Genomic DNA, 12,448 nt, shown 5'->3' on the forward strand with positions numbered 1-12,448 from the left:
TCTAGCCTTGCGGCACGCCGGTCATGTCGGGCAACTGGTGCGCGATGCCCTTGTGGCAGTCGATGCAGGTGCGCTGGCCGGTGCCGAGGAACTGGCGATGGATCCGCGCCGGGCGCGAGGCCTGGCGGGTGAGGTCCATCGAGTCGTAGTCGTGGCAGTTGCGGCATTCCAGCGAGTCGTTGGCCTTCAGCCGCGCCCATTCGTGTTCGGCCAGCGTGCGGCGATGTTCGAGGAACTTCTGCCGCGTGTTGATGGTGCCGAAGATCTTGCCCCAGACCTCCTTGGAGGCCTGCATCTTGCGACCGATCTTGTCGGTCCATTCGTGCGGGACGTGGCAGTCCGGGCAGGTCGCACGCACGCCCGAGCGGTTGGTGTAGTGGATCGTGGTCTTGAGTTCCTCGAAAACGTTGTCGCGCATCTCGTGGCAACTGGTGCAGAACTTCTCGGTGTTGGTCGCTTCCAGCGCGGTATTGAAGCCGCCCCAGAACAGGATGCCGGCGATGAAGCCGCCGAGGGTCAGGAAACCCAGGCTGTAGTGGACGCTGGGCGAGCGGAGCGTCCGCCAGAACGGCGTCAGCCAGTCCCTGGCGCGCTGCGCCAGGCTCATTGCGGCAGCTCGCGTCGTGCGCGCTGCTCGGCGAGCACGCTGTCGATGTCCTTGAAGGTGTTGGCGACCAGCGGCTGCGCATCGGTCTGGGTGACGTGGCACTGCAGGCAGAAGTAGCGGCGGGTCGAAATCGTGGCGAGGAACTGGTTGTCGCGATCCATGTAGTGGGTGACGCTGACCTCCGGCGCCTGGAACTGCGGCGCGTTGGCGCGCGCGTGGCACAGCATGCAGCGGTTGGTGTGGAGCGTGACCTGGTAGCCGTCGGTGGTGTGGGGAATGGTCGGCGGCTGCATCGGGTACGCGCGGCCGCGGCGGACATCGAAGTTTTCGACGCGCGCCATCGGCAACGGCGAGACTTCTTCCATGATCGGCACATGGCGCCGGAGCGGATCGATGTCACGCGCCGGGTTGCCGCGCGCGCTGACCGGCTGCGAAGGCGGCGGCTGGTGCGCCCGTTCCGATCCGCGGTCGCACGCACCGATCCACGGCAACGTCGCGACCAGGCCTGTCAGCAGGAGAAAGCGGACTGCACGCATGACGGGCTCCTAGGCAATCACCACTTTGACGGCGCATTTCTTGTAATCGGTCTGCTTGGAGATCGGATCGGTGGCGTCCAGCGTGACCTTGTTGATCAGCTGCGCGGCGTCGAACCAGGGCACGAATACCAGCCCGCGCGGCATGCGGTTGCGCCCGCGCGTCTCGATGCGGCTGCGCATCTCGCCGCGCCGCGATACCACCTTGACCTCTTCGCCACGCTTGAAGCCGCGTTGCCGGGCGTCGTCCGGATGCATGAACACCACCGCCGACGGGAACGAGCGGTAGAGCTCCGGTATGCGCATCGTCATCGATCCGGAATGCCAGTGTTCCAGCACGCGGCCGGTGACCAGCCACAGGTCGTATTCGTCGTCGGGCACTTCCGGTGGCGGCTCGTAGGGCAAGGCCCAGATCACCGCGCGGTTGTCGGGATTGCCGTAGAACTTGTGGCCTTCGCCGGACTTGACGTACGGATCGGCGCCCTCGATGTAGCGCCGTCGCGTTTCCTTGCCATCGACCACCGGCCAGCGCAGGCCGCGCGCCTGGTGGTACATGTCGAATGGCGCCAGGTCGTGGCCATGGCCACGACCGAACTCGGCGTATTCCTCGAACAGGCCTTTCTGCACGTAGAAACCGAAGGCCTCCGACTCGTGGTTGGCATAGCCGGCCTCGATGTCGCTGGTCGGGAAACGGTCGACCTTGCCGTTGCGGAACAGCACCTCGAACAGGGTCTTGCCCTTGAACTGCGGATACGCGGCCAGGGTCTCGGCCGGCCAGCATTCGTCGGTGGTGAAGCGCCTGGAGAATTCCATCAGCTGCCACAGGTCGGAACGCGCCGAGCCCGGCGCATCGACCAGCTGGTGCCAGAACTGGGTACGGCGTTCGGCGTTGCCGTAGGCGCCTTCCTTTTCCACCCACATCGCGGCGGGCAGGATCAGGTCGGCCGCCTGGCAGGTCACGGTCGGATAGGCATCGGAAACGACGATGAAGTTGTCGGGGTTGCGATAGCCCGGATAGGTCTCCTGCTCCAGGTTGGCCGCGGCCTGCATGTTGTTGTTGACCTGCACCCAGTACGCGTTGAGCTTGCCGTCCTTGAGCATGCGGTTCTGCTGCACCGCGTGGTAACCGTCCTTGGCCTGGATGGTGCCGGGCGGCACCTTCCAGATTTCCTCCGCGTGTCTGCGGTGCTCGGGATTGGCCACCACCATGTCCGCGGGCAGGCGATGACTGAAGGTGCCGACTTCGCGCGCGGTGCCGCACGCGGAAGGCTGCCCGGTCAGCGAGAACGGGCTGTTGCCCGGCGTGGAGATCTTCCCGGTCAGCAGGTGGATGTTGTAGACCATGTTGTTGGCCCACACGCCGCGCGTGTGCTGGTTGAAGCCCATCGTCCAGAACGACATCACCCTGACCTTCGGGTCGGCATACATCTCGGCCAGCTGCTCCAGCCAGCCGCGCTCGACGCCGCTCACCTCCACCGCTTTTTCCAGCGTGTACGGTGCGACGAAGGCCGCGAACTGCTCGAAGTCGATCACCTCGCCGCCATTGGGGTCCTTGGCGTGCTTGGCCTTGACCTCCAGCGGATTGTCCGGGCGCAGGCCGTAGCCGATGTCGTCGTTGCCGCGCTTGAACGAGGTGTGCTTGTCGACGAATTCGCGGTTGACGCGCCCGCTCTGGATGATGTGGTTGGCGATGTAGTTGAGGATGACCAGGTCGGTCTGCGGCTTGAAGATGATCGGGGTGTCGGCCAGTTCGAAGCTGCGATGCTCGAAGGTCGACATCACCGCGACCCGCACGTGCGGATGCGACAGACGACGATCGGTGACGCGCGTCCACAGGATCGGATGCATCTCGGCCATGTTGCAGCCCCACAGCACGAACGCGTCGGCCGCCTCGATGTCGTCGTAGCTGCCCATCGGCTCGTCCATGCCGAAGGTGCGCATGAAGCCGCTCGCCGCCGACGCCATGCAATGGCGCGCGTTGGGATCGATGTTGTTGCTGCGGAAGCCGGCCTTCATCAGCTTGTTGGCGGCATAGCCTTCCCAGATGGTCCATTGCCCGGAACCGAACATGCCGATCGCGGCCGGTCCCTTCTCCTTGAGCACGCGCTTGAACTGCGCGGCCATCACGTCGAAGGCCTCGTCCCATTCGACCGGAGTGAACTCGCCATCCTTCGCGTACTGGCCGTTCTTCTTGCGCAGCATCGGCGTGGTCAGGCGGTCGCCGCCGTACAGGATCTTCGACAGGAAATAGCCCTTGACACAGTTCAGCCCGCGGTTGACCTCGGCGTGCACGTCGCCATGCGTGGCAACGATGCGGCCGTTGCTGACCGCGACGTTGATGCCGCAGCCGGTGCCGCAGTAGCGGCATGGTGCCTTGCTCCACTTCAGCGCGTTGGGATTGGCCTCGATGACGGCACCGGCGACTTCGGCGAGGCTGGCCGGCAATGGCAGGCCGGCGGCGGTGGCGGCCGTGGCGATGGCAGTGGTGCGGATGAATTCGCGACGCGTGGTCATGCCGGTTCTCCCTGGACCGAAGCGGATGCGATGGGGCGGTCGAGCATCGCGCGCGGCTCGACGTGGTGGTACACCAGATTGACGTTGAGCACGCCGGGCAGGTCGCGCAGCCGGTCGATGCTGGCCATCAGCCCGGCGGTGTCCGCGCTTTCCTGCAACAGCACGCTCTGGATCCCACCCTGCAGCGCGATCTCCAGTCCCGGCGTCGACGCCACCATCGCTTCGAGCGCGGCGCATGCCGTGGGCCGATGCTGCACCACCAGGCTGGCGATGTGCAGGTCGTCGGTCATGGCGCGGCCCCGGGCTGGACGAGGGCGATGGCGGACACCGGGCAGGCCCTGATGCAGGCACCGCAACCGGTGCAGCGTGCGCTGTCCAATTGCGGCTGCGACACGCCGCCGATCACGGGATGGAAGCGGATCGCCGACTCGCCGCAGGCATCGCGGCAGCTCGAACAGACCACGCCGCTGCGCGTCAGGCAGGCATCGCTGACCTCGGCGGTCCAGTGCCATGGTGATGCGACGCGCGCGCGGTCGATCGCGCCGGCGGCGCAGGCCGTCGCGCAATCGCCGCAGAAGGTGCATTCGCCTTGTTGCGGCTCGAAGATGGCGCGACCGTCAGCATCGCGCACAAGCACCTGTTCGGGACAGGCCGACAGGCAATCGCCGCAAGCGGTGCATGCGCGCAGGAAATCGGCCTCCGCCAGGGCCCAGGGCGGACGCGGCTGTGCTGGCCGGGCACGCAGTTCGCCACACAGGAGGGCGCGTCGACTCAGGCGGGGCAGCGGATCGGCGACAGCGGCCACCGGTCAGCTGCCTGGCGGCCCGTTGAAGATCTGCCAGATCCAGACCGCGAAACCGTAGGCGGCGACGATTCCGATCGACAGCAGTGGAAACAGCACCACCGTCAGGAACAGGAAAAGGTTGCGCTCGCGGCGTTTTCCGGCGTCGTCGGATGGTGCGTGCAAGTGGCGTGTCCCCCTATCTGTACGACAGACTCGGTGACGGCTGCGATGAGGATAACGCCATGCTCGCGCCATGGCGTGAATGCGTTTACACGCGGCTGCGTCCGGCGGCCGCCAGTTGCATGGCACGGGCACGGCTCGTGGGCATCTGCCCCGCAATCCGCACCGCAACTGAATGCTGCGCGCCGCCGTCATCGCAAACAGTCCTAGAATGCGCAGCGGTGCAGTGCCGCAAGGAGTGTTCGTGCGACGTCGAGAAGTCATCCTGGCGGGAATGTCGTTGCCACTTGCGGGCCTGGTCGGCGGCAGCTGGTTGCGTGTCGCAGCTGCGGCGCCTGCCGACGCTGCAACACCATTCGATGACGGCACCGTGCCGACGCTGGCGCGCGAACTGGCCGCGCGACCTTTCCAGCCGCCCGACCGGGCGCTGCCGCCCGCACTCGACCGGATCGGTTACGACCAGTACCGCGACTATCGCTACAAAGCGGATCGCGCGCTATGGCGCGACGCCGGGCTGCCGTTCCAGGCGCAGTTCTTCCATCGCGGCTTCCTGCACAAGGACCGCGTCGACATCTACACCGTGCGCGACGGCAAGGCCGCCGTGTTCGCATATGCCACGGACCAGTTCACCTACGGACGCTCGCCGGTGCCCCAGGCGCAGGACCTGGGGTTCGCCGGATTCCGCCTGCATGCGCCGATCAACCGCCCGGATTACTTCGACGAGGTCGCGGTATTCCTAGGCGCCAGTTATTTCCGCGCCGTCGGCAAGGGTCAGGCCTATGGCTTGTCGGCGCGTGGCCTGGCGCTGAACACCGGCGACCCGCAGCCGGAGGAATTCCCGGTCTTCAAGGCGTTCTGGCTGGAGCGTCCGGCACCCGGTGCCGATGCCGTGGTGGTGCACGCGCTGCTCGACAGCCCCAGCGCGGCGGCGGCGTTCCGCTTTTCGATCCGGCCCGGCGTCGACACCATCTTCGACGTCGACATGCATCTGTATCCGCGCGTCGAATTGGCGCATGCCGGCATCGCGCCGCTGACCAGCATGTTCGACTTCGACGCCAGCGACCGCCTCGGCATCGACGACTACCGCCCGGCCGTGCACGATTCCGATGGCCTGGCGATGTTGAACGGCCGCGGCGAGCAGGTGTGGCGGCCACTGCAGAATCCGCGTGCGGTGCAGATGAGCGCGTTCCAGGACGAGAACCCGCGCGGCTTCGGATTGATGCAGCGCAAGCGCGCCTTCACCGACTACCTGGACCTGGAAGCCGACTACCAGAAGCGTCCGAGCTTGTGGGTGGAGCCGCGCGACGACTGGGGCAAGGGCGGGGTGATCCTGGTCGAGATCCCGACCGCAGACGAATACCACGACAACATCGTCGCGTTCTGGCGGCCGCAGCAGGCGCTGGCCGCCGGCAGCGAACATCGTTTCCGTTATCGCCTGCACTGGGGCCGGGACCATGCCTGGCAGCCGGAACTGGCGGTCGTCGCCAGCACCCGCATCGGCAAGGCCGCCAAGGCCGGCGTGCGCCTGATGGTGATCGAACTGGCCGGCGGACGACTCGCAAAACTGCCGGCCGATGCCAAGCCGCAGGTCGATGCGCTGGCCTCGAAAGGTGAACTGCGCAATGCCGTGGCCTACCACAATCCCGAAAACGGCCACTGGCGGATGAGCTTCGAACTGGATCCGCGCGGGCAATCGGATATCGAACTGCGCGCGCGCCTCACCGACGCTTCCGGCCCGTTGTCGGAAACCTGGCTGTATCGATGGAACGGATGATCGTTTCGTCGGCGCCGCCGGCGCTGGATGCCGCACGTGCGCCGCTGCTGCCGGCCGAATCGCCGTTGCCGATGCCGATCCAGTCGCTGCGCGAGGGCGAATCGCCGCGCGCCACGCTGCCGTCGACGCCGAATGGCATGCGCCTGCGGCGCACCGCGGTGATCGGCGGCGCCGCGGTGCTGACGCTGTTCGCGGCCTACCAGATCTGGTGGGTGTTGCGCGGCGCCGGCACCGACGTGCTGGAAACCCTGTTGCTGCTGCTGTTCATCGCCCTGTTCGCCTGGATCGCGCAGGCCTTCGTCAGCGCGGTCGCCGGCTTCGTGCTGCTGCTGTCGCGACGCCGCGCGCGCCTGGGCCTGTCGCCGCACGGCCCGCTGCCGGTGCTGTCCACGCGCACCGCGCTGCTGATGCCGACCTACAACGAGGATCCCGAACGCCTGATGGCCGGATTGCAGGCGATCCATGAATCGATCGCGGCCACCGGCCAGGGCCGGCAGTTCGATTTCTTCGTGCTCAGCGACAGCACTCGGCCGGCGATACAGGTCGCGGAAGAACAGGCCTTCCACGCACTGCGGGCACGGCTCGGTGACACGCAACACCTGTTCTACCGTCGTCGCAGCGACAACAGCGAGCGCAAGGCCGGCAACATCGCCGAATGGGTGCGCCGTTTCGGCGGAGCCTATCCGCAGATGCTGATCCTGGACGCCGACAGCCTGATGACCGGCGACACCATCGTGCGCCTGGCCGGCGCGATGGAACGCCATGCCGATGTCGCGTTGATCCAGACCTTTCCGGTGGTCGTCAACGGCAACACCCTGTTCGCGCGCATGCAGCAGTTTTCCGGACGCGTGTACGGGCCGGTGGTCGCCTACGGCATCGCCTGGTGGCACGGAGCGGAAAGCAACTACTGGGGACACAACGCGATCATCCGCACGCATGCGTTCGCCGCCCACGCCGGCCTGCCGGAACTGCGCGGCTACAAGCCGTTCGGCGGCACCGTGCTCAGCCATGATTTCGTCGAGGCGGCGTTGCTGCGTCGTGGCGGCTGGGCGCTGCACATGGTGCCGGGCCTGCCCGGCAGCTACGAGGAAGGACCGCCGTCGCTGACCGACATGCTGGTGCGCGACCGGCGCTGGTGCCAGGGCAACCTGCAGCATGGCGCGGTGCTGCCGGCCAAGGGCCTGCACTGGGTCAGCCGCTGGCACCTGTTGATCGGCATTGGTCAGTACTTCACCGCGCCGATGTGGGCGATGCTGATGCTGATCGGCCTGGCGATCCCGCTGCACCAGGCCGGATTGACCTGGAACAACCTCGGCCTGCCCGGGTTTTCGCCGGTCGCGCACTGGCGCGCGATCGATCCGCAACGCTTCCTGTGGGTGTTCGTGTTCACCATGACCATCCTGCTGGCGCCGAAAATGCTGGGTTACATCGCGATGCTGTTCGATCGCGACCTGCGCCGCGGCAGCGGCGGTGCGCTTCGTTCCTTCCTCAGCCTGCTGCTGGAGACGCTGCTGGCGGCGTTGATGGCACCGATCACCATGTACGTGCAGTCGCGCGGCGTGGCCGAAGTGCTGGCCGGCCGCGATTCGGGCTGGGAAACCCAGCGCCGCGACGACGGCACCTTGCCCTGGTCCGGGCTGGTGCGCAGTTACGGCGGCATGACGCTGTTCGGCCTGCTGGTCGGCGGCATCGCCTACGCGATCTCGCCAGCGCTGCTGGCATGGATGTCGCCTGTGATCGCCGGACTGGTGCTGTCGATCCCGATCGTCGCGCTGACCTCGGCGCGTGCGCCCGGACAGTGGCTGCGTCGACACGGCATCTTCCGCATCCCCGAGGAAACCGCGCCGCCGCCGGTGCTGGCGCGCGCGTCGGAACTGCGCAGCAGGGCATCGGGCCAGTAAACGGGCGACCCTGCAATTGGGGCACAATCGCGATCCTTGGGGAGGATGCGATGACGCTACTGGAAACCGTCGAACACGAAACCGCGCCGTCGCCGCAATGGACGGTGCTGTGGCTGCATGGCCTCGGCGCCGACGGCCACGACTTCGCGCCGATCGTGCCGGAACTGGTACGGCGCGACTGGCCCGCGCTGCGCTTCGTGTTCCCGCACGCACCGCAACGCGCGGTTACCATCAATGGCGGCATGCGCATGCGTGCCTGGTACGACATCCGCGATGTCGACCTGGCCAATCGTGCCGATGAAACCGGCGTGCTGGAATCCGTCGCGCAGATCGAAGCGCTGATCGCGCGCGAGATCGAACGCGGCGTGCCGGCTTCGCGCATCGTGCTGGCCGGTTTTTCGCAGGGCGGGGCGATCGCGTTGGCGGCCGGGTTGCGCCGCCGCGAGCCGCTGGCCGGCCTGGTCGGCCTGTCGACCTACCTGCCTGCTCCAGGCAGGGCCGCTGCGAGTCTTGCCGCAGGTGCCAATGCGCAGCCGCTGTTCATGGCGCATGGCACGCACGATCCGGTGGTGCCGTACGCGGCCGGCGAGCAGAGCGCGACCTTGCTGGAGTCGTTGGGTTTCGCGATCGACTGGCACGCATACCCGATGGCGCACCAGGTCTGTGCGGAAGAGATCCGCGATCTCGGCGATTGGCTGTCGCGGCGTTTCGCAACGCCCTGAGCATGTCGGACCCGCGCACCAGCGAGCCATGGTTTCCGGATCTGTGCCGGCTGCACCGCGTCGGCACGTTGCTGGGTCTGGCCGAACTGGCGGTGGTGGTGGTGATGCTGGCACCGGACGGAACGCGTGGCTGGGATGCCGTCGCGTTCATGCGTGCGAGTGGTTTCGCGCTGTGGCTGGCGTTGACCGTATCGGTGCTGCTGTGCCGGATGCGACGCAACCTGTCGCGCTGGCCGCCGCGCAGCGGGTCGTTGCTGGCGGTGGCGCTGGCGTCGCTGGTGGCGATCGTCGCCGCCGGCATCGTGCATGCCCTGTTCGCCAGCGTCGATTCGGAAGGCGGATTGCCCGGCTTCTGGCCGTTCGTGGGCGGCAGCGCCGCGATCGTCGCGTTGATCACCGCGCTGGCGCTGCGCTACTTCTACGTGATCGATGGCTGGCGCGCCCAGGTCAACGCCAACGCACGTGCGCAAGCCGATGCGTTGCAGGCGCGGATCCGCCCGCACTTCCTGTTCAACAGCATGAACCTGATCGCCAGCCTGCTGCGCAGCCAGCCGGCGGTCGCCGAACGCGCGGTGCTGGATCTGTCCGACCTGTTTCGCGCTGCGCTCGATGCGGGTGAAGGCAACTCCAGCCTGGCCGAGGAAGTGGAACTGGCGGAGCGTTACCTGGCGATCGAATCGCTGCGCCTCGGCGAGCGGCTGTCGATCGCCTGGCGCAAGCAGGAACCGTTGCCGTGGTCGCTGCCGATGCCGCGCCTGACCCTGCAGCCGCTGGTCGAGAACGCGGTGCTGCACGGCATCTCGCGCCTGTCCGAGGGCGGCAGGGTCGACATCGAACTGGAAACCGGCGAAGGCGTGCTGCGGATCCGCGTGCGTAATCCCGCGCCGCCGCCAGAGGCACCGGCGGACAACGGCAACGGTGCCGGCCATGCGCAGCGCAACATCGGCCATCGCCTGGCCTATGCCTTCGGCCCGCGCGCACGGATGACCGCCGGCTGGGCGGAGGGCTACTATGACTGCGAACTCAGCCTGCCGCTGGGATACGCAAGACGGCCATGAGGGTGGCCCGCGCTTGAAGATTGTCATCGCCGACGACGAACCGCTGGCGCGCGAGCGCCTGCGCGACCTGCTCGCCGAGCAGGCCGGTGTGCAGGTGGTCGCCGAGGCCGGCGATGGTCGCGAGGCGCTGCACGCCTGCGCCGAGCACGATCCGGACCTGGTGCTGCTGGACATCGCGATGCCCGGCATCGACGGACTGGAAGCGGCGCGACACCTGGCCGCGTTCGATCCGCGACCGGCCGTGGTGTTCTGCACTGCCTACGACGCGCATGCGTTGTCGGCATTCGAAGCCGCGGCGATCGACTATCTGCTCAAGCCGGTGCGTCCGGAACGCCTGGCCGCGGCGCTGGAACGCGCGCGCACCTATGCCGCCGGCCGCGGACGCGACGCCGGCGAGCAACCGGCCGGCCGTCGCCGCACGCACCTGTGCGCGCGCATCCGCGGCAGCCTGCGGCTGATCCCGATCGAGGACGTGCATTACCTGCAGGCTGACGAGAAGTACGTGGTGGTGCACCACGCGCGCGGCGAGGACCTGCTGGAGGAATCGCTGAAGTCGCTGGAGGAGGAATTCGGCGAGCGATTCGTGCGCATCCATCGCAACTGCCTGGTCGCCCGGCACGAACTGATCGAACTCAAGCGTGCACCGGATGGCCACGTGCACGCGATCCTGCGCCACGGCAAGCAGCCGCTGGAAGTCAGCCGACGCTGTGTCACCGGGCTGAAGGAAACAGTCAAGCACCTGTAGAGCGGGGCTTGCTTTGCTGCTTTTCCTTGTAGCGGAGCTGGCTTCGCGGTTTTGCTTGGTGGGTCCGGTGATTTGCCTCACTTCGTTCGGTTTTTCGTCCGCTGTCGCGGCCGAGTCACTTTCTTTGCTGGCCCAAAGAAAGTAACCCAAGAAAGGGCCTGAAGCAGTGGGTGCGGATGTTGCACTCGTTGAATCCAGCGCTGAATATCGCTCTACGCGGCCATGGCTCTTATTCTCGATCCGAATTTGTGCGCGGCGCCGGTAGGAGCTTCGCTTCGCTGACTAGATTGCTTTTTTCAACGGTGCTGGCCGGATCGAAGCTGCAGCCATCGTCACATTCAAATTTCGGTCCGTACCTGTTCAACGTGCTTGATAGTCACCGTTGTCCCGCACAACGCAAATACGACACCGCAAACGGGCTTCGGGCCCTTTCTTTGGTTACTTTCTTTGGGCCAGCAAAGAAAGTGACCCGGGCGCTTCAGCGCACGGAAGCCCTTGATCTTTGCCCTTACTCACCGCCCTTGCCACCCGCGACAACGCAAACCTATCCAACCCTGGATTCCGGCGTTCGCCGGGATGACGGCTTGAGGGCAACGGAACAAGCTCCGCTCTACAAAGCTCGAAGAGCGGGCGATAATGCGTCCATGGCCGTCCTACGCATCGCCACCAGAAAAAGCCCGCTCGCGCTCTGGCAAAGCGAGCACGTCGCAACGCAGCTGCGCATCGCGCACCCGGATCTTGCCGTCGAACTGGTGCCGATGAGCACCCGTGGCGACGAGGTGCTGGACCGTTCTCTGGCCGCGATCGGCGGCAAGGGTTTGTTCCTCAAGGAACTGGAGCTGGCGATGCAGCGCGGCGACGCCGACTGCGCCGTGCATTCGCTCAAGGACGTGCCGATGGAGCTCGAGCCGGGCTTCGTGCTGCCGGCGATCCTGCAACGCGCCGATTCCGCCGATGCTTTCATCAGCAACGCTTTCGCTTCGATCGATGCATTGCCGCACGGCGCACGCGTCGGCACCTCGTCGCTGCGTCGCCAGGCGCAGTTGCGCGCACGCCGTCCGGACCTGCAGCTGCTCGATCTGCGCGGCAACGTCAACACGCGCCTGGCCAAGCTCGATGCCGGCGATTACGACGCCATCGTGCTGGCTTGCGCCGGGCTGGAGCGCCTTGGGCTGGATGCGCGCATCCGGGCGCGGCTTGAGGTGCCCGACTGGATTCCGGCGCCGGCGCAGGGCGCGATCGCGATCGAATGCCGCGACGACGATGTGGCCACGCAGTCGCTGTGCGCTGCGCTGGACCACACGCCCACGCGCCTCTGCGTCGAGGCCGAGCGCGCGATGAATCGAGCCCTGCATGGCAGCTGCCATGTGCCGGTCGCGGCCCATGCGCGCCTTGACGGCGGACAATTGCGGTTACAGGGCCTGGTCGGTTCGGTCGCCGATGGCCGCCTGCTGCGTGCCCAAGGCGAGGGCAACGCGGAAGCGCGTGAAGCACTGGGTGCCAAGGTGGCGCAGGCGCTGCTGGAGCAGGGCGCCGCCGACTGGTTGCAGCCGCACGCCTGATCGCTGTTGTGTCGTTACAGAACGGACGGGGTCGTCGCGTCGTGCTTCTGCCTGTCATCCCGAGCGCA

The 12,448-nt window shown here is 66.9% G+C and carries 12 protein-coding genes; 6 read left to right on the top strand and 6 right to left on the bottom strand.

The window, feature by feature from the left end:
* Position 1: 1 nt before the first annotated feature.
* Genes IP90_RS11530 through napE form a run of 6 tightly spaced genes read right to left on the bottom strand, consistent with a single transcriptional unit; the run spans position 2 to position 4,621 of the window.
* Positions 2-607 carry a cytochrome c3 family protein gene (locus tag IP90_RS11530; RefSeq protein ID WP_144899793.1) on the bottom strand — a complete coding sequence of 202 codons (606 nt, stop codon included), beginning with the start codon at positions 605-607 and terminating at the stop codon, positions 2-4.
* Positions 604-1,143 (bottom strand): nitrate reductase cytochrome c-type subunit, encoded by a 540-nt coding sequence (locus tag IP90_RS11535; RefSeq protein WP_144899794.1) that lies wholly within the window; start codon positions 1,141-1,143, stop codon positions 604-606. The genes IP90_RS11530 and IP90_RS11535 overlap by 4 nt, the downstream gene beginning before the upstream one ends.
* A gap of 9 nt (positions 1,144-1,152) precedes the next feature.
* The gene (gene napA, locus IP90_RS11540) at positions 1,153-3,654 is read right to left on the bottom strand and encodes a periplasmic nitrate reductase subunit alpha (RefSeq protein WP_144899795.1); all 2,502 of its coding nucleotides are present in this window, start codon (positions 3,652-3,654) and stop codon (positions 1,153-1,155) included.
* Positions 3,651-3,944, bottom strand: coding sequence for a chaperone NapD (locus IP90_RS11545; RefSeq protein ID WP_144899796.1), 294 nt, complete (start codon positions 3,942-3,944; stop codon positions 3,651-3,653). The genes napA and IP90_RS11545 overlap by 4 nt, the downstream gene beginning before the upstream one ends.
* Positions 3,941-4,459 carry a ferredoxin-type protein NapF gene (napF, locus tag IP90_RS11550; protein WP_242007574.1) on the bottom strand — a complete coding sequence of 173 codons (519 nt, stop codon included), beginning with the start codon at positions 4,457-4,459 and terminating at the stop codon, positions 3,941-3,943. Before napF ends, IP90_RS11545 begins: the two co-directional genes overlap by 4 nt.
* Positions 4,460-4,462: 3 nt before the next feature.
* A complete protein-coding gene (gene napE, locus IP90_RS11555) occupies positions 4,463-4,621 on the bottom strand; it encodes a periplasmic nitrate reductase, NapE protein (RefSeq protein WP_242007575.1) in 159 nt (52 codons plus the stop codon).
* Positions 4,622-4,862: 241 nt separating this feature from the next.
* Between napE and IP90_RS11560 the strand changes: the two genes are divergently transcribed.
* The 6 genes from IP90_RS11560 (at position 4,863) to hemC (ending at position 12,380) form a co-directional block, all read left to right on the top strand.
* A complete protein-coding gene (locus IP90_RS11560; RefSeq protein ID WP_199753460.1) occupies positions 4,863-6,392 on the top strand; it encodes an OpgD/OpgG family glucan biosynthesis protein in 1,530 nt (509 codons plus the stop codon).
* Positions 6,380-8,293: a glucans biosynthesis glucosyltransferase MdoH gene (gene mdoH / locus IP90_RS11565; protein ID WP_242007576.1), complete on the top strand. Its 1,914-nt coding sequence runs from the start codon at positions 6,380-6,382 to the stop codon at positions 8,291-8,293. Before IP90_RS11560 ends, mdoH begins: the two co-directional genes overlap by 13 nt.
* 50 nt (positions 8,294-8,343) lie before the next feature.
* On the top strand, positions 8,344-9,015 hold the full coding sequence (locus tag IP90_RS11570; RefSeq protein ID WP_144899798.1) for an alpha/beta hydrolase: 672 nt from the start codon (positions 8,344-8,346) through the stop codon (positions 9,013-9,015).
* Between the two features lie 2 nt (positions 9,016-9,017).
* Positions 9,018-10,073: a sensor histidine kinase gene (locus tag IP90_RS11575; RefSeq protein ID WP_144899799.1), complete on the top strand. Its 1,056-nt coding sequence runs from the start codon at positions 9,018-9,020 to the stop codon at positions 10,071-10,073.
* 13 nt (positions 10,074-10,086) lie between these two features.
* Entirely contained in the window at positions 10,087-10,818 is a 732-nt protein-coding gene (locus IP90_RS11580) for a LytR/AlgR family response regulator transcription factor (RefSeq protein ID WP_144899800.1), read from the top strand.
* Positions 10,819-11,462: 644 nt separating this feature from the next.
* Entirely contained in the window at positions 11,463-12,380 is a 918-nt protein-coding gene (gene hemC, locus IP90_RS11585) for a hydroxymethylbilane synthase (RefSeq protein ID WP_144899801.1), read from the top strand.
* Positions 12,381-12,448: the final 68 nt, after the last annotated feature.

Origin of the sequence: Luteimonas cucumeris (assembly GCF_007830035.1) — a bacterium.
In the GTDB taxonomy this organism is placed as follows: Bacteria; Pseudomonadota; Gammaproteobacteria; order Xanthomonadales; family Xanthomonadaceae; genus Luteimonas_C; species Luteimonas_C cucumeris.